Below are 16,583 nucleotides of genomic sequence, written 5' to 3'. Positions count from 1 at the left end.
ACTTGCTTCGCCAAGTCTACGGCTCGCGTTCTTCGGCTACGCCGAAGGTGCTGCGCACGGCCCCTCCAGGCACCTCCGCTCGGCCTCCTGAAGTCGCATTCTGCGGCGCCTGAAACAATGCGCATGAAGATCAAGAGCAAGAGTAGGAGCGGGCTTGCCCCGCGATACGATGTAGCTGATGCCCCGCAATCGCGGGGCAAGCCCGCTCCCACCGCTGCAGGGTTATTTACGCGCCTTGAGCACCACGAACTTGGGCGTCGCCGCCACTTGATCGACACCACGGAACAGGCGCGCCAGCTTGCTGTGATAACCCAGGTGGCGGTTGCCGACGATGTACAACGCGCCACCGACCACCAGGGCTTCGCGCGCCTGCTGGAACATGCGCCAGGCGAGGAAGTCGCCGACCACCTGTTGCTGGTGGAAGGGCGGGTTGCACAGCACCACATCCAGCGATTGCGCCGGCTGGCCGGCGAGGCCGTCGCCAGCCCTGACATCGACTTCACGATCACCCAGCGCCGCCTGCCAGTTCTCCAGCGCCGACTGGGTGGCCATGTAGGACTCGTCGACCAGGGTGTAGTGGGCTTGCGGGTTGGCCAGGGCGTTGGCGATGGCCAGCACGCCGTTGCCGCAACCAAGATCGGCTACCCGGGCCGAGCCCAGGCCGGTGGGCAGGTGCGGCAGGAATGCGCGGGTACCGATGTCCAGGCCTTCGCGGCAGAACACGTTGGCGTGGTTGAGCAGTTCCAGGCGCGGCGTATCCAGCTGATAGCGGGTCGGGTAGGGCGAGGTGAACGGCCCCTTGCCCTCGGCCGTGGCAATCAGCAGGCGGGCTTTCTTGCGGGCCAGTGAAGCCTGCACCGGGCCGATGTATTTTTCCAGCAGGTCGCCCGCCGCGCGCGGCAGGTGTTTGATCATCGCCCCGGCGATCACCTGGGCTCCCGGGGCCAGATGCCCCTGCAGGCGGATCAGTTGCTCTTCGAGCAGCGCCAGGGTCTTGGGCACGCGCACCAGGACCCGGTCGTAGGTGCCTTGCCAGGGGAGGCTGGCCGGTGTGAAAGGCACGGCGTCGAACGCCTGGCCGTTGCGCACCAGGTTTTTCTCCAGGCCCAGGCGGGCCAGGTGCGAGTCGCCGCTGCTGTGCACCGCGAGCTTGCCACTCAGGCTGATCGCCAGGGCACCGAAGCTGTCATTGAGCACCAGCACGCGGGTAGCGGGCGCCGGGGCCTGTTCGGCCAGGTGCTCCAGCAGGTATTCGTCGGCCGCATCGAAGGCTTGCAAGGGATCGTTGGCTTGCTCGGGCTGGCGGAGCAGGTCGAGTTCGGCGAAAGGGCTGGTCAGCAAAGGCATGGCGTAAGGCTCTGGGGCATGGGCACGCGGCGCATCTGGCGGGCGTTCTACAGGGCCGGGATTCTACAGGGCTTTGCCGGGCAGGGGTTATTCCAGCAGTCCGTTCATGGCGGCAATGGCAATGGCGCCGGCCTTGTTGCTGGTGTTCATCTTGGTGATGATGCTGCGAATGTGGAAATTCACCGTGCTCTGCGACAGGCTGAGGATGCAGGCGATGTCGGCGGCGGTCTTGCCGGCGGCCGACCACTTCAGCACTTCGGTTTCTCGGTCGGAGAGGTGGTAGGAGGGCGTGGCGCTGGCAAACTGTCGATCGAGCATCACGGTGTGCATCAGGTTGCACAACCAGATCGTCTGGCCCGCCTTGTCGTAGAATTCATCGAGCCCGACGGGGGTGTGGCTGCGAACCACGCTCAACATGCTCTGGTTATGGCGCGCGTCGTGGGCTGCCTGGCTCCAGCCGTGTCGAAGTCCATGGGAGCGCGCCTCCTCCCAGAACTGCGGTGTCTCTCGGAAGACTTCATCGTGCCAGAGAATCGGCAGCAGGGAGTGGTGGCAATGGGCGGCGATCGGGTCGATCTTCATGTAGTCGCCGCTCTGGTAGCGCTCATTCCAGGCTTCGGGGTAGTTGTTGTAGATCCTGACCTGCGGGCGCTGGGTAGCAACCTGCACGCGCATACCGAACGACAGGTATTCCATGTCCAGTTGTTGTACCAGGGAAACGGCTACGTCGAATAAACGGTGCTCGCAGGTTTCACTCAGCAACTGTTGTAGTTGTTCCTCTTTCCAATGAGGCATGGCGAAAATCTCGCGCTGAGGTGGGTCCATACTCCGATCAGGTGAATTGCATTGTAGGAAATGCCTGACAATTTTGTTGGGTTTTTTTGCTATAGATTTGTCAGTCTTTCTGTCAGACCTGTTCTTGATTTCGAAGCTGGGCAGATCGGCGCCGGGCGAAGCCATTACAATCCGGTGGTGTTTATCCCGGCCCGTTTGCGCGACACTGTGCGCATCTGATTTTTGGAGCACGTCATGACTGCCAGCGCTGAAAAGTTCACCCGCCAGACGTTGCTCGACGTCCAGCCGCTGACCCCCAGCCTGTTCAGCCTGCGCACCACTCGTGATCCGGGCTTCCGCTTCCGCTCCGGCCAGTTCGCCCGCCTGGGCGTGACCAAGGCCGATGGCAGTGTGGTCTGGCGCGCCTATTCGATGGTCTCGGCGCCCCATGACGAGCACCTGGATTTCTTTTCCATCGTCGTGCCGGGGGGCGAATTCACCAGTGAGCTGAGTCGCCTGAAGGAAGACGACAGCTTGCTGATCGATCGCCAGGCCTTCGGCTTCCTCACCCTCGATCGCTTCGTCGACGGGCGTGACCTGTGGTTGCTGGCCACCGGTACCGGCATCGCGCCGTTCGTGTCGATCCTGCAGGACTTCGAGGCCTGGGAGCGCTTCGACTCGATCAAGCTGGTGTACTCGGTACGCGAGGCGAAGGAGCTGGCCTACCTGGACCTGATCGCCGGCCTCGAACAACGCGACTACCTGGCCGAATACGCGGGCAAGTTGCAGTTCATACCGGTGGTCACCCGTGAACAGCACCCGGGCGCCCTCACCGAGCGCATCACCACCCTGATCGAGAATGGTGAACTGGAGCGCGCCGCGGGCCTGGCACTGACACCGGAGCACTCGCGGGTGATGCTCTGCGGCAATCCGCAGATGATCGATGACACCCGCCAGGTGCTCAAGCAGCGCGGCCTGAACCTGAGCCTGAGCCGCCGCCCGGGGCAGGTGGCGGTGGAAAACTACTGGTAGGAGCGGCGGTGCGACGATTCGACTTGCCCCGCGATTGCGGTGTGTCTGTCGCAACGCATCGCGGGACAAGCCCGCTCCTACAGGTGAATTCAGGGTTGCCGGTTCTGCGCCTTGAGCAGGTCGCGGATTTCGGTCAGCAGCACTTCTTCCTTGGTAGGGGCCGGTGGCTCGGCCGGGGCCGCCGCTTCTTCGCGCTTGAGGCGGTTGATCGCTTTCACACCCATGAAGATCGCGAAGGCGACGATCACGAAGTCCAGCACGGTCTGGATGAATTTGCCGTAGGCCAGCACCACGGCGGGTGCGTCGCCTTCGGCGGCCTTGAGGGTGACCGCCAGGTCACTGAAGTCCACGCCGCCGATCAGCAAACCGATCGGGGGCATCACCACATCGCCTACAAAGGACGAAACGATCTTGCCGAAGGCCGCGCCGATGATGATACCGACGGCCATGTCGACCACATTCCCTTTGACCGCGAAGGCCTTGAATTCACTGAGCACGCCCATGGTTTATTCCTTGTAACAGATGAGGTTGGTAAACGCAGTGTAAATCAGCTACGCGCTTCATGCGCCGCGCAGCGGCTACAGACCGCGGTTATATCGAATAGTTTTGTCGATTTGAGGGGCCGTGGAGGTTACCCGGGTCAGTTATCATGGTGCCTTTTTGCAGAGGACCGTCCCCATGGCCAAGGCCAAGCGCATGTACGGCTGCACCGAGTGCGGCGCGACCTTCCCCAAGTGGGCCGGGCAGTGCGGCGAGTGCGGTGCCTGGAACACCCTGGTCGAGACCGTGGTGGAAAGCGGTGGCGCCGCGGCGCCCAGCGGTCGCACCGGCTGGGCCGGGCAGCAGGCACAGATCAAGACCCTGGCTGAGGTCAGTGTCGAGGAAATTCCCCGCTTCACCACCGCCAGCGCCGAGCTGGACCGGGTGCTGGGCGGCGGTCTGGTTGACGGCTCGGTGGTGCTGATCGGGGGCGACCCGGGCATCGGCAAGTCGACCATCCTGCTGCAGACCCTGTGCGCCATTGCCTCGCGCATGCCGGCGCTGTACGTTACCGGCGAGGAGTCCCAGCAGCAGGTGGCGATGCGTGCACGGCGCCTGGGCCTGCCCCAGGACCAGCTGCGGGTGATGACCGAAACCTGCATCGAGGCGATCATCGCCACCGCCCGGGTGGAGAAGCCCAAGGTCATGGTCATCGACTCGATCCAGACGATCTTCACCGAGCAGTTGCAGTCGGCCCCCGGTGGCGTGTCCCAGGTGCGCGAAAGCGCCGCCTTGCTGGTGCGTTACGCCAAGCAGAGCGGCACGGCGATCTTCCTGGTCGGCCATGTCACCAAGGAGGGCGCGCTGGCAGGGCCGCGGGTGCTGGAGCACATGGTCGATACCGTGCTGTATTTCGAGGGCGAGTCCGATGGTCGTCTGCGCTTGCTGCGGGCGGTGAAGAACCGTTTTGGTGCGGTCAACGAACTGGGCGTGTTCGGCATGACCGATCGCGGGCTCAAGGAAGTCTCCAACCCCTCGGCGATCTTCCTCACCCGTGCCCAGGAGGAGGTGCCCGGCAGCGTGGTCATGGCCACCTGGGAGGGTACCCGGCCGATGCTGGTGGAAGTCCAGGCGCTGGTCGACGACAGCCACCTGTCCAACCCGCGCCGGGTGACCCTGGGCCTGGACCAGAATCGCCTGGCCATGCTGCTGGCGGTGCTGCATCGCCATGGCGGCATCCCGACCCACGACCAGGATGTGTTCCTCAACGTGGTGGGTGGGGTCAAGGTGCTGGAAACGGCCTCCGACCTGGCGCTGATGGCGGCAATCATGTCCAGCCTGCGCAACCGACCGCTGGACAATAGCCTGCTGGTGTTCGGTGAGGTCGGCCTGTCCGGCGAGGTGCGCCCGGTGCCCAGCGGCCAGGAGCGCCTGAAAGAGGCGGCCAAGCACGGCTTCAAGCGCGCCATCGTGCCCAAGGGCAACGCGCCCAAGGAAGCCCCGGCGGGCCTTCAGGTAATCGCCGTGACCCGGCTGGAGCAGGCCCTGGACGCCTTGTTCGAGTAACCGGCAACTAAAAAAGGGCCGATGCATGTGCATCGGCCCTTTTTCATTTACTACGGCTGACTCAGTGTTCGGCGGCGGCCGTCTGGCGCCTGGCCGGCGGGTTGTCCTCACTCTCGTCGAGCAGCGGTACCTCCTTGCCCTCGGCGTCGAACAGCTTGCCATCCTTGAAGTAGTCGCCATCACGCAGGGCCGAGATATCGGAATACTGGATGGTGCGTTCGTAGGCGGCGGCGAACACCGACTGCTGGTCGGAGTTACCGGTGGTGAAGTGGTTGAAGATCAGGTTGAGGAGAATGGCCATGATCGCCGCCGAGCTGATGCCGGAGTGGAAGATGGTCTCGAACCAGTTCGGGAAGTGGTGGTAGAAGTTCGGTGCGGCGATCGGGATCATGCCGAAGCCCAGCGAGGCGGCGACGATGATCAGGTTGACGTTGTTCTTGTAGCTGACCTTGGACAGGGTGCGGATACCGCTGGCAGCCACGGTGCCGAACAGCACGATGCCGGCGCCACCCAGTACCGGGGTCGGCACGGCGGCGATGACCCGGCCCATGATCGGCAGCAGGCCGAGCACCACCAGGATGACCCCGCCGGTGGCGACCACGTAGCGGCTCTTGACCCCGGTCACGGCCACCAGGCCGACGTTCTGGGCGAAGGCGCTCTGGGTGAAGGAGCCGAAGATCGGCGCCAGGATGCTCGACGCCATGTCGGCGCGCAGGCCGTTGCCCAGGCGCTTGGAGTCGACCTTGGTGTCGATGATCTCGCCCACCGCGAGGATGTCCGCCGAGGTTTCCACCAGGGTCACCATGATCACGATGCACATGGACAGGATCGCGGCGATGTGGAAGGTCGGCATGCCGAAGTGGAAAGGCGTCGGGAAGGCCACCAGCGGGCCTTCGGCGACCTTGCTGAAGTCGGTCATGCCCAGGGCCCAGGCGATCAGGGTACCGACCACCATGGCCAGGAGGATCGACAGGCGCGAGATGGTGGCGCTGCCCAGCTTGCTCAGCAGCAGGACGATGGCGAAGGTCATGGCGGCCAGGCCGATGTTGGCCATGCTGCCGAAGTCCGGCGCCTGGCTGTTGCCGCCCATCACCCAGCGTGCGGCGACCGGCATCAGGGTCAGGCCGATGGTGGTGATGACGATACCGGTCACCAGGGGTGGAAAGAACTTGGTGATGCGCGAGAACACCGGGGTGATCAGCAAACCGATCAACGAGGCTGCCATGACCGCGCCCAGTACGCCGGGCATGCCGCCGCCACTCTCGTTGCTGAGGATCGCGCCCATGGTCGCCACCCCGGCAAACGAAACCCCTTGCACCAGCGGCAACTGGCAGCCGAAGAACGGCAGGCCGAGGGTTTGCAACAGGGTGGCCAGGCCACCGGCAAACAGTGACGCGGCGATCAACAGGCCGATGTCCGCAGGCGTCAGCCCCGCTGCCTGCCCGAGAATCAGGGGTACGGCGACAATGCCGCCATACATGGTCAGAACGTGTTGCAGGCCATACGCCAGGTTGGCGCCCAGGCCAAGGTTCTCGTCTTCGGGACGTGCTGCTGAAGACGTGCTAGAGGAGGACGTATTCATGAGGCGGGGTCTCTGTTTTATTGTTGTGGCGCTACTGTAGACAAGTCCTACATCCCGACGCTAGAAGAATTGTATACAATTTTTAGATCGGCGTAGGAACAGTATGACAGCCAGTTTGGGTGCCAGGCTGGATGCAGTTATCGTTCCAACGTGCGCACGCAGGCCTCGCAAGGCTGCGTGAAAACTGACGAGAGGGGTAAAAAAGCTGTCCGAATGGACAGAAACGTGACGAGGAGGAAAGTAGGTAGGGGGCTAACTTATTTTATTCTTCGATCAATTCGCGCAGTTCACGCATCATTTTGGGGTCGTCGGCCAGGTTGAGCTCCACAAGGCGGCGCAAATGGCACGATGAATCGAGATCGGTGTGCAGGCACACAAAACCCAGGCGGTTGCCTTCCTCATGGCGCAATTCCACCTGCATCCACAGCGTTACCTGCTCCCCGAGGTGGACGAGGGCCTCGAAATCCTGGGTCAGGTCGGGGTCCCAGGGTTGCGGACATTTGATCAGCAAGCCCTTGAGGGACAGGTCAATCAGCTCGACCGGCCAGCACCGATCGCCCTGGCGCAGTTCGGTGGGGCTATCGAAGGCAATACGCTGGAAACGTCGACGTTCTTGATGGTCGCTCATGATCGGGCACTCCGGGGTTCTTCCTGACTATAGCTCAGGCCTTGCCAAGGACTGCGCAAGGGCGCATAAGGACTGTTGTGCGTACCGCGTTGAAGGCTCTAGACCAACGTGGGGGCTGGTCTTTCCTGCCAGTATCGCTAGACTTCAAGGGCTGTCTTTCATCCATTAGTGGAAGCAAACCATGAACAACAATAATAGCCTGCTACGCCACATTCCGTGGCTGGCGCTGGCAGTCATCGGGGCCTGCGCGCTGGGTGTGGTCGCCCTGCGTCGTGGCGAGGCCATCAACGCCTTGTGGATCGTGGTCGCGGCGGTGGCCATCTACCTGGTCGCCTATCGCTACTACAGCCTGTTCATCGCCACCAAGGTGATGCAGCTGGACCCCCGTCGGGCCACCCCGGCGGTGCTCAACAACGATGGTCTGGACTACGTGCCGACCAACAAGCACATCCTCTTCGGTCACCACTTTGCCGCCATCGCGGGCGCCGGCCCCCTGGTCGGTCCGGTGCTGGCCGCACAGATGGGCTACCTGCCGGGCACGCTCTGGCTGATTGCCGGCGTGGTGCTGGCCGGTGCGGTGCAGGACTTCATGGTCCTGTTCCTGTCCACCCGTCGCAACGGTCGCTCCCTGGGCGACATGGTGCGTGAGGAAATGGGCCGGATCCCGGGCACCATCGCCCTGTTCGGTTGCTTCCTGATCATGATCATCATCCTCGCGGTGCTGGCGCTGATCGTGGTCAAGGCCCTGGCCGAAAGCCCGTGGGGCATGTTCACGGTCATGGCGACCATTCCGATCGCGATGTTCATGGGCATCTACATGCGCTACATCCGCCCGGGCCGCATTGGCGAGATCTCGGTGATGGGCGTGGTGCTGTTGCTGCTGTCGATCTGGCTGGGGGGCCAGGTTGCCGCAGATCCGGTCTGGGGCCCGGCGTTCACCTTCACCGGCGTGCAGATCACCTGGATGCTGGTGGGCTACGGCTTTGTCGCCGCGGTACTGCCGGTGTGGCTGGTGCTGGCACCACGGGACTACCTGTCGACCTTCCTCAAGATCGGCACCATCGTCGGCCTGGCCATCGGTATCCTGATCATCGCGCCAGAGCTGAAAATGCCGGCGCTGACCCAGTTCACCGACGGCACCGGCCCGGTCTGGAAGGGCACCCTGTTCCCGTTCCTGTTCATTACCATCGCCTGTGGCGCGGTCTCGGGCTTCCACGCCCTGATCTCCTCGGGTACAACGCCCAAGCTGCTGGACAACGAAACCAACGCCCGTTACATCGGTTACGGCGGCATGCTGATGGAGTCCTTCGTGGCGATCATGGCCATGGTTGCCGCCTCGGTGATCGAGCCGGGCGTGTACTTCGCCATGAACAGCCCGGCCGCGGTGGTCGGCGCCGACGTCGTGTCGGTGGCCCAGACCGTCAGCAACTGGGGCTTCACCATCACCCCGGACGCCCTTGAAGCGGTGGCCAAGGACATCGGCGAGCACACCATCCTGGCCCGTGCCGGCGGTGCGCCGACCCTGGCGGTGGGTATCGCGCAGATCCTGCACCAGGTGCTGCCGGGTGAGAACACCATGGCCTTCTGGTACCACTTCGCGATCCTGTTCGAGGCGCTGTTCATCCTCACCGCAGTGGACGCCGGTACCCGTGCCGGTCGCTTCATGCTCCAGGACCTGCTGGGCAGCTTCATTCCGGCCCTCAAGCGTACCGAGTCGTGGGGCGCCAACCTGCTCGCCACCGGCGGCTGCGTGGCCCTCTGGGGTTACCTGCTGTACCAGGGCGTGATCGATCCGCTGGGCGGCATCAACACCCTGTGGCCGCTGTTCGGTATCTCCAACCAGATGCTGGCCGGTATCGCCCTGATGCTCGGCACCGTGGTCCTGATCAAGATGAAGCGCCAGCAGTACATCTGGGTCACCTTGTTGCCTGCGGTGTGGCTGCTGATCTGCACCACCACTGCCGGTTTCATCAAGCTGTTCGACCCGAACCCGGCCGTCGGCTTCCTGGCCCTGGCCAACAAGTACAGCGTGGCGCTCGACGCCGGGCAGGTACTGGCGCCGGCCAAGGACATGGGGCAGATGCAGCACGTGATCTTCAACGCCTATACCAACGCCGGCCTGACGGTTCTGTTCCTGTTCGTGGTGTTCAGCATCCTGTTCTTCGCCCTCAAGGTCGGCGTCGCCGCCCTGGGCAAGAAAGAGCGCACCGACAAGGAAACCCCGTTCCAGGCGCTGCCGGACGCGTAAACCAGGAGTACAGCCGTCATGTTCAACGACCTCGGTCGACTGGGTAAGTACCTGGGGCAGGCAGCCCGCCTGATGGTCGGCATGCCCGACTACGACACTTATGTCGAGCACATGCAGACCAAGCACCCGGACAAGCCGGTGATGAGCTACGAGGCGTTCTTTCGCGAGCGCCAGGAAGCCCGTTACGGTGGCAAGGGTGGGCCCAAGTGCTGTTGAACCACAGCTACTGACGGCGCTTTAACCTGTGGGAGCCCGGCTTGCCGTGCTCCCACAGTCATTTTCAGTTGAGGAGATTTTCGTTTGCACGCGCCCATTCCCGTCACAGTGCTCAGCGGTTTCCTGGGGGCCGGCAAGACCACCTTGCTGCGCCACATACTCAAGGCCGAGCATGGCCTGAAGATCGCCGTGATCGAAAACGAATTCAGCGATGCCGGCATCGACACCCAGCTGCTGGGCGATGAGCCGGTGCAGGTCATGACCCTGGCCAACGGCTGCGTCTGCTGCAGCATCCACACCGACCTGACAAAGGCCCTGTTCCTGTTGCTCGAACGCCTGGACAGCGGCGAGATCGCCTTCGACCGGCTGGTGATCGAGTGCACCGGCCTTGCCGACCCCGCGCCGGTGGCGCAGACCTTTTTCATCGACGAGGAACTGCGCGAGCGCTATATCCTCGACGGCATCATCACCCTGGTCGATGCCGCGCACGCCGACCAGCACCTGACCCAGGCCATCGCCCAGGCCCAGGTGGGGTTTGCCGACCGCCTGCTGGTGAGCAAGACCGACCTGGTCGATGCCGCCAGCTTCCAGGCCCTGAGCGAACGTCTGGGAAGGATCAACCGCCGGGCGCCGATCCGGGTGGTCGAGCACGGCCGCATCGAGCTGTCCGAGCTGCTCGATGTGCGTGGCTTCAACCTCAATGCCGACCTTGGCGGTGGCTTGAGCCTGCGTCCGGTCAGCACGCCCGCCACCCCCGACCGGATCTCCAGCCTGGTGCTGCGCAGCGAAGTGCCGCTGGATATCGACCGGCTCAGCGACTTCATGAACCAGTTGCTGGAGGAGCATGGCAAGCAGCTGCTGCGCTACAAGGGCGTGCTCAACATTGCCGGCGAAGAGCGGCGGCTGGTGTTCCAGGGCGTGTTGAAGCTGTATGGCTTTGACTGGGATACCGAGTGGCAAACCGGTGAGGCGCGGGAGAGTGTGATGGTGTTTATTGCCGACGAGTTGCCGGAGGCGAAGATACGGGAGGGCTTTGAGGCTTTGTCGCAAGCGTAGCCCGCTTGTGCCTTGAGGGGAGGGGCGAAGCCCTTGTGGGAGCCGGCGAAGCCTGCGATCGACTGCGCAGCAGTCGCAGTAGTTAGCCAGATGGCTCAGGAGGCGGCGGTTCTACGACCGCTTTGCGGTCGATCGCAGGCTTCGCCAGCTCCCACAAGGACAGTTGCTCCTGCAGGCGATGCGCTCCAGGCACATACAAAAAAGCCCGGCTCAAGAGCCGGGCTTTTTCATCTCACCGAACTGAAATCAGTTGCCGTACACCGGCAGCTTCTTGCAGATCGCCTTGACCTTCTCGCGAACGGCATCGATCACCGCTTCGTTGTTCAGGTCAGCCAGGATGTCGCAGATCCAGCCGGCCAGTTCTTTACACTCGGCCTCTTTGAAGCCGCGAGTGGTCACAGCCGGGGTGCCGAAGCGCAGGCCGGAGGTGACGAACGGGGAGCGTGGGTCGTTCGGTACGGAGTTCTTGTTGACGGTGATGAAGGCCTTGCCCAGGGCGGCGTCGGCGTCCTTACCGGAGATTTCCTGCTTGATCAGCGACAGCAGGAACAGGTGGTTCTGGGTACCGCCGGACACCACGTCGAAACCGCGCTCGATGAACACGCCGGCCATGGCCTGGGCGTTTTTCACCACTTGTTGCTGGTAGGCCTTGAACTCAGGCTGCAGTGCTTCCTTGAAGCAGATGGCCTTGGCGGCGATCACGTGCTCCAGCGGGCCACCCTGGGCGCCCGGGAATACCGCAGAGTTCAGTTTCTTCTCGATGTCGGCGTTGGCACGGGCCAGGATCAGGCCGCCACGTGGACCGCGCAGGGTCTTGTGGGTGGTGGTGGTAACCACGTCGGCGAATGGCACCGGGTTCGGGTACACGCCAGCGGCGACCAGGCCGGCAACGTGGGCCATGTCGACGAACAGGTAGGCACCGACCTTGTCGGCGATTTCGCGGAAGCGGGCGAAGTCCAGGACTTGCGAGTAGGCCGAGAAACCGGCAACGATCATCTTCGGCTTGTGCTCGACGGCCAGGCGCTCGACTTCGTCGTAGTCGATCAGGCCGTTGGCGTCGATGCCGTACTGGATGGCGTTGTACAGTTTGCCCGACGAGCTCACGGCAGCGCCGTGGGTCAGGTGGCCACCGTGGGCCAGGCTCATGCCCAGGATGGTGTCACCGGCCGACAGCAGGGCCAGGTAGACGGCGCTGTTGGCCTGGGAACCAGCGTGCGGCTGGACGTTGGCGTAGTCGGCGCCGAACAGTTCCTTGGCGCGGTCGATGGCCAGTTGCTCGACGACGTCGACGTACTCGCAACCACCGTAGTAGCGCTTGCCCGGGTAGCCTTCGGCGTATTTGTTGGTCAGAACCGAACCCTGGGCTTCCATGACGGCCGGGCTGGTGTAGTTTTCCGAAGCAATCAGCTCGATGTGCTCTTCCTGACGCTGGGCTTCTTGCTCCATAGCGGCAAAGAGATCGGCGTCGTACTTGGCAATGGTCAAATCACGGCTGAACATGGCGGTCCTCAAGGATCGTGCTGAAATAGGCCGGCATTCTACCTCATCAGCTTTTGTCTGGCATATGAAAGGGCGTCATGTCGCAGACAAGTGGGCTTCATTCTGAGATAGGTGGCGAATTTTCGCGCTGTAGGAGCGGGCTTGCCCCGCGATTGCGGCGGGACGGGCAATCGCGGGGCAAGTCGAGTCGTCGCGCCGCCGCTCCCACAGGTGATTACTCGAACATGAACAGCGTTTCGTTGCTGAACTGCGCCTCGAACTGGGTCGCCGGCATCGGCCGGCCGAACAGGTAGCCCTGCACCTCGTCGCAGCCGTGCTCACGGAGGAACTCCAGCTGCTCGTGGGTTTCCACGCCTTCGGCGATCACCGCCAGGTTCAGGCTGTGGGCCATGGCGATGATCGCCCGGGCGATCTGGGCATCCTGTTCGCCTTCGGGCAGGCCGTCGACGAAGGTGCGGTCGATCTTCAGCACATCGATGGGGAACTGCTTGAGGTAGTTGAGCGACGAATAGCCGGTGCCGAAGTCGTCCACCGCAATGCTCAGGCCGAGGTTCTTCAGGCTGTCGAGGATCACCATGGCTTCGTTGACCTCGCGCATCAGGATACTTTCGGTCAGCTCCAGCTCAAGGCACGCCGGCGGCAGGCCGGTGTCCTTGAGGATGGTGGCGATGCGTTCGCCCAGTTGGCCGTCGGAGAACTGCCGGGCCGAGATGTTCACCGACACCTTGGGCACCCGTACCTTGTCCTGATGCCAGGCCTTGAGCTGGCGGCAGGCTTCCTTGAGCACCCAGTCGCCGACATCCACCACCAGGCCCAGTTCTTCGATCACCGGAATGAAGTCGCCCGGCGGCACCAGCCCGCGCCGTGGATGGCGCCAGCGCAACAGGGCCTCGGCACCGGTCAGGCGCTTGCCGTCGCCGCTGAACTGCGGCTGGTAATAAAGAATGAACTCGTTCTGCTCCAGGGCATGGCGCAGGTCGCTTTCCAGTTCCAGGCGCTCCAGCGCACTGGCGTTCATGTCGGCCTGGTAGAACTGGAAGTTGTTCTTGCCGCGCTCCTTGGCGTGGTACATGGCGGTGTCGGCGTTCTTCATCAGCTGGCTGAGTTCGCTGCCGTCCTGCGGGCTCAGGGCGATACCGATACTGGCGGTGACGAAGAATTCGCGGTTTTCCAGGACGAAGGGGCGTACCAGGCTGGCCAGGATCTGCTCGGCGACATGGATGGCGCGGTTCAGGGCCATCTCGCGGCTGGCCCGGGGTTGCAGCAACAGGGTGAACTCGTCGCCGCCCATGCGCGCCACGGTGTCGTCGTTGTCGACGCAATCGAGCAGGCGCTCGGCCATGTCCTTGAGCATGCGGTCGCCCGCGGCATGGCCCAGGGAGTCGTTGATCGGCTTGAAGCGGTCCAGGTCGAGGAACATCAGCACCACCCAGGCCTTCTGCCGCTCGGCTTGTTGCAGGGCGGTGTGCAGGCGGTCCTGGAACAGGGAGCGGTTGGGCAGGTGGGTCAGGGCGTCGTAATAGGCCAGGCGATGAATGCGCTGCTCGCTGGCCTTGCGCTCGCTGATGTCGGTGAAGAAGCACACGTAACTGGCCAGGTCGCCTTCGTCGTCGAGCACGGCGGTAATGCCGACCCAGGCCGGGTAGTGTTCGCCGTTACGGCGCTTGAGCCAGACTTCGCCTTCCCAGGTGCCACGGTGGTTGAGCTGCTTGAGCACATAGCGCAGGTGGGCTTCCTGGTGCTCGTCCACCGTCAGCATGCCGGGCAACTGGTCGAGCACGTCGGCCACCGCGTGGCCACTGACGCGGCTGAAGGCCTCGTTGGCCTGGACGATGTAGCCGGCCGGGTCGGTGATCAGGATCGCCGAGGTCGAGTGCTCGAATACCGTGGCGGCCATGCGCAGGTCTTTCTCGGCGCGGCGCTGCTGGCTGATGTCGCGGCCGACGCCGAGGATGCCCTGGAAGCGTTCCTGCTCGTCCCAGACCAGCACCAGGCGCAGCTCGATGGGGATCTTGCGGCCGTCGGCGCGCAGGCAGTCGAAGAGAAACAGCTGGCTCGGCAATTGCGCACGCAGCTGCGCCAGTTGCTCGGGGTCGCTCATGGCCCGGTTGACCCGCTCGATCAGGGCGTAGATACCGGAAAGCTGCGCCGGGTTGGCGATGGTCGAGTTCCAGCCGTTGTCGAAGATCCACTGCACTTCGTAACCCAGCACCGACTGCACCGACGGGCTGACGTAGTTGAGTTGCAGCTGGTTGTCGGTGGAGAAAATCACGTCGCTGATGCTTTCGGCGAGCATGCGGTAGCGCTGTTCGCTGTCGCGCAGGGACTCGCTGGCCTCGATCTGGTCGGTGACGTCCTTGCCGACGCCGATGATCCGCGTGACCAGGCCATTGGCGTCGCGGGTCAGGGCCTGCTCGCGGATGTCGAAGCGCCGCCAGCTCAGGTCCTGGTGGCGGAAGCGCAACTGGCAATGCAGTTGTTCGGCATGGCCGCAATCGCGCTGCTGGCGGCGCATCTGGCGGTACAGTTCGGCGTCCTCGGGGTGCAGGAGGATCTCCCAGAAGCGTTCGCCCATCTGCGCCAGGCGCGCACGGTCATAGCCCAGGGTCTGGCCCAGGTTGCGGTTGCTGAAGATCATCCGCTGGCTTTGCACGTCCTGGACATACAACTGGTCGGGGACCGTGCGCACCACGTCCGACCAGAAGCTCTCGCGTTCGAGCAGCGACAGTTCGACCTGCTTGCGGCTGGTGATGTCACTGATGCTCAGGATCACCGCCTGGTAGTCGCGGCGCTGCTCGGGGAATTTGACCATCAGCCACAGGTGCAGGTGCTGGCCGTCGGCGACGGGCAGGCGGACCTCCAGCTCAAGTTGGGACTGATGGTCCAGCACCGCTTCGAGCAATTGCACGCCGATGCCTTCGATAGCGTTGTCGGAACCCTCGATCAGGCGTTGCCAGGCGCTGTTACAGCAATTCACCCCCAGCAGTTCGAGGGCCACCTGGTTGACCTCGGTGACCTTCAGCTCCTGCAACAGGGTACGGCGCAGCGGCAGGTCGTAGGCCAGGCGCTGCTGCAGGGCCTGGCGACTGCGCAGGCGATGGCGCTCCAGTTGCCCCGGCAGGCCGGAGAGGTCGAGCACGCACAGGGCAACCCCGGTGCCTTCGAAGATGTCGTGATAGCGCCGGCGGCTTTCATGCAGCATGCGATGGCGCCTGCGCATGTTGATCAGCGCCAGCAGCGGGAGCAGGGCGCAGACCAGGCCGAGCAGGCACTTGCCGATCAGCGCTGGCAGCAGTCGCTCGCGGGCCTGCCCGGCATCGAACAGGCCACGCAGTTGCCAGCTGCTGTTGTCGAGGAACGCCAGCATGACGCTTTGCAGCGGCTCGTCACTGCCTTGGGTGGGCTGGTGGCGATTGATGACTTCACCGGTGCGGCTGTTTTCCAGCAACCACAACGGATGGTTGGGGCGGTCCAGGTGCGAGGTCAGTTCGGTGTAGTAGCCGGGTCCCAGGCGCAGCAGCCAGTAGCCGGGATGGTCGCCGCTCTGGCGCAGCAACAGATAGATGTGCCGGTTGTCCGGGCTATTGCTGAAGAAATGGTCGCGGCCCTGGTTGAGCCGCAGCAACTCGTCCAGGGCGCTGCGGTCCGGGGTGGTGCCCAGGCTGTCGACCTGCACGGCACCGTCGGCGTCGAGCCAGGCCAGGCTTTGCAGGGCCGGCAGCTGCGCCTGCAGGTGAGCCAGGATGTCGGGCACCTGCGCAGGCTCCGGCGACGAGCGGTAGGGCAGCATCCGGTTCTGCGCTACCTGCGCCTTGAGCGCCATGTTCAGGGTCATGTGGTCGGCCAGTTCGGCACTGGCATTGAGGCTGTGCCGATGCTGGTCGGCCTGGGTATGCCGATACTGGTCGACCAGTTGCCAGAGCAGCAGGCCGAGCAACAGCAAAACCAGCAGGGCCAGGGCGCTTTTCAGGGAGCCGCGCAATAGCGAGCCGGACGCGCTGGACGGTGTGCGCAAGGGTGTCGGCTGATTGAGATCGGTCAAACGGTGGTCCTGCGGTATGACGGGATGGCAGGTTTAGAGCTGCTGGCTGGCAAATGCCGCGGTCCTGGCGGCGGCTCCGGTGACGCATCATAAGGCCGACGCCCGAAGGGCG

12 protein-coding genes are annotated in these 16,583 nt (G+C 63.7%); 5 read left to right on the top strand and 7 right to left on the bottom strand.

The window, feature by feature from the left end; all coding sequences use genetic code 11:
• Positions 1 to 222 precede the first annotated feature (222 nt).
• Complete coding sequence (locus M2D63_RS07235; protein WP_285862155.1) at positions 223 to 1,347, bottom strand: methyltransferase; 1,125 nt, start codon at positions 1,345 to 1,347, stop codon at positions 223 to 225.
• An 87-nt stretch (positions 1,348 to 1,434) separates the two neighbouring features.
• Positions 1,435 to 2,142: an autoinducer binding domain-containing protein gene (locus M2D63_RS07230; RefSeq protein WP_285862154.1), complete on the bottom strand. Its 708-nt coding sequence runs from the start codon at positions 2,140 to 2,142 to the stop codon at positions 1,435 to 1,437.
• 234 nt (positions 2,143 to 2,376) lie between these two features.
• On the opposite strand from M2D63_RS07230, the gene M2D63_RS07225 reads away from it, so the two are divergent.
• On the top strand, positions 2,377 to 3,153 hold the full coding sequence (locus tag M2D63_RS07225; RefSeq protein WP_285862153.1) for a ferredoxin--NADP reductase: 777 nt from the start codon (positions 2,377 to 2,379) through the stop codon (positions 3,151 to 3,153).
• 89 nt (positions 3,154 to 3,242) lie between these two features.
• On the opposite strand, the gene mscL is transcribed toward M2D63_RS07225, so the two are convergent.
• On the bottom strand, positions 3,243 to 3,656 hold the full coding sequence (gene mscL, locus M2D63_RS07220; RefSeq protein ID WP_285862152.1) for a large-conductance mechanosensitive channel protein MscL: 414 nt from the start codon (positions 3,654 to 3,656) through the stop codon (positions 3,243 to 3,245).
• Between the two features lie 175 nt (positions 3,657 to 3,831).
• Between mscL and radA the strand changes: the two genes are divergently transcribed.
• Positions 3,832 to 5,199, top strand: a complete 1,368-nt coding sequence (radA, locus tag M2D63_RS07215) for a DNA repair protein RadA (protein WP_285862151.1) — start codon at positions 3,832 to 3,834, stop codon at positions 5,197 to 5,199.
• A 61-nt stretch (positions 5,200 to 5,260) separates the two neighbouring features.
• Here the strand turns inward: radA and M2D63_RS07210 are convergent, their stop codons facing one another.
• Positions 5,261 to 6,781: a nucleobase:cation symporter-2 family protein gene (locus M2D63_RS07210; RefSeq protein ID WP_285862149.1), complete on the bottom strand. Its 1,521-nt coding sequence runs from the start codon at positions 6,779 to 6,781 to the stop codon at positions 5,261 to 5,263.
• A gap of 262 nt (positions 6,782 to 7,043) precedes the next feature.
• The gene (locus tag M2D63_RS07205) at positions 7,044 to 7,409 is read right to left on the bottom strand and encodes a PilZ domain-containing protein (protein ID WP_285862148.1); all 366 of its coding nucleotides are present in this window, start codon (positions 7,407 to 7,409) and stop codon (positions 7,044 to 7,046) included.
• Positions 7,410 to 7,590: 181 nt separating this feature from the next.
• Here M2D63_RS07205 and M2D63_RS07200 point away from each other — a divergent pair, with 181 nt between their 5' ends.
• From M2D63_RS07200 to yjiA, 3 genes are all read left to right on the top strand, one after another.
• Positions 7,591 to 9,657: a carbon starvation CstA family protein gene (locus M2D63_RS07200; protein ID WP_285862147.1), complete on the top strand. Its 2,067-nt coding sequence runs from the start codon at positions 7,591 to 7,593 to the stop codon at positions 9,655 to 9,657.
• A gap of 18 nt (positions 9,658 to 9,675) precedes the next feature.
• On the top strand, positions 9,676 to 9,873 hold the full coding sequence (locus M2D63_RS07195; protein ID WP_065759275.1) for a YbdD/YjiX family protein: 198 nt from the start codon (positions 9,676 to 9,678) through the stop codon (positions 9,871 to 9,873).
• 84 nt (positions 9,874 to 9,957) lie between these two features.
• Positions 9,958 to 10,929 carry a GTPase gene (gene yjiA, locus M2D63_RS07190; RefSeq protein WP_285862146.1) on the top strand — a complete coding sequence of 324 codons (972 nt, stop codon included), beginning with the start codon at positions 9,958 to 9,960 and terminating at the stop codon, positions 10,927 to 10,929.
• A 246-nt stretch (positions 10,930 to 11,175) separates the two neighbouring features.
• Here the strand turns inward: yjiA and glyA are convergent, their stop codons facing one another.
• Together glyA and M2D63_RS07180 are read right to left on the bottom strand one after the other, a co-directional pair.
• Complete coding sequence (gene glyA, locus M2D63_RS07185; protein WP_285862145.1) at positions 11,176 to 12,429, bottom strand: serine hydroxymethyltransferase; 1,254 nt, start codon at positions 12,427 to 12,429, stop codon at positions 11,176 to 11,178.
• A 214-nt stretch (positions 12,430 to 12,643) separates the two neighbouring features.
• Positions 12,644 to 16,471, bottom strand: a complete 3,828-nt coding sequence (locus M2D63_RS07180) for a bifunctional diguanylate cyclase/phosphodiesterase (protein WP_285862144.1) — start codon at positions 16,469 to 16,471, stop codon at positions 12,644 to 12,646.
• Positions 16,472 to 16,583 lie beyond the last annotated feature (112 nt).

This window comes from Pseudomonas sp. BJa5, assembly GCF_030272875.2.
Classification (GTDB): Bacteria; Pseudomonadota; Gammaproteobacteria; order Pseudomonadales; family Pseudomonadaceae; genus Aquipseudomonas.
The sequence above is the reverse complement of the archived record's forward strand: the minus strand, read 5'-3'. Positions and strand labels throughout refer to the sequence as shown.